This is a genomic window from Halorubrum sp. SS7, from assembly GCF_005435055.1.
Taxonomy (GTDB): Archaea; Halobacteriota; Halobacteria; order Halobacteriales; family Haloferacaceae; genus Halorubrum; species Halorubrum salinarum.
The window spans coordinates 1-527 of the sequence record NZ_SGXV01000265.1 but is presented as its reverse complement, the minus strand read 5'-3'; the positions used below and the strand labels follow the sequence as shown (position 1 = coordinate 527).

The following is a 527-nucleotide window of genomic DNA, read 5'->3' as shown; positions in this document are numbered from 1 at the left end:
AACCGCGGCGCGACGAGCCTCGGGAACGTCCTCGGGTCGAACACCTTCGACCTGCTCGTGGCGATCCCGCTCGGCGTGCTGATCGTCGGCGAGGTCGATGTCAACTTCTCGACGGCGGTGCCGATGCTCGGCGTCTTGACCGTCGCGACCGTGCTCCTCTTCGTGACGCTCCGGACGAGCCTCGCGCTCGAGAAACGCGAGTCGTACGCGCTGCTCGTCGCCTACGGGCTGTTCGTCGCGTGGGTCGTCGCCGAGAGCGTCGGGGCGACGAGCGTACTCAAGGGCGTGTGAGCCCGCGGCGCCGGCGCGGTCGGTCGCCCGCGGGCGACCGGCGTCGTCCGGTTCAGTAGGAGTTCCGCCCGATGACGAAGTACAGGAGGATCCCGAGGACCGGCGCGAAGAACACGATAAGCGCCCAGAGGATCGGCGGGTGATCGCTGCGCGACTCCGCGTCCGAGTACGTCCACGCGATCATCGCGAGGTGGACGACCAAGAAGACGAGCCCGATCAGGAGAGCGATGCCGGCG

Annotated in this window: 1 protein-coding gene and 1 pseudogene; one reads left to right on the top strand and one right to left on the bottom strand. The window is 68.7% G+C overall.

The window, feature by feature from the left end; translation table 11 throughout:
- Positions 1–291: pseudogene (locus EXE44_RS17965) on the top strand (sodium:calcium antiporter); the annotation flags it as partial.
- A gap of 52 nt (positions 292–343) precedes the next feature.
- Here the strand turns inward: EXE44_RS17965 and EXE44_RS17960 are convergent.
- A partial coding sequence (locus EXE44_RS17960) for a PLDc N-terminal domain-containing protein (protein ID WP_241991896.1) occupies positions 344–527 on the bottom strand: 184 nt, incomplete at its 5' end.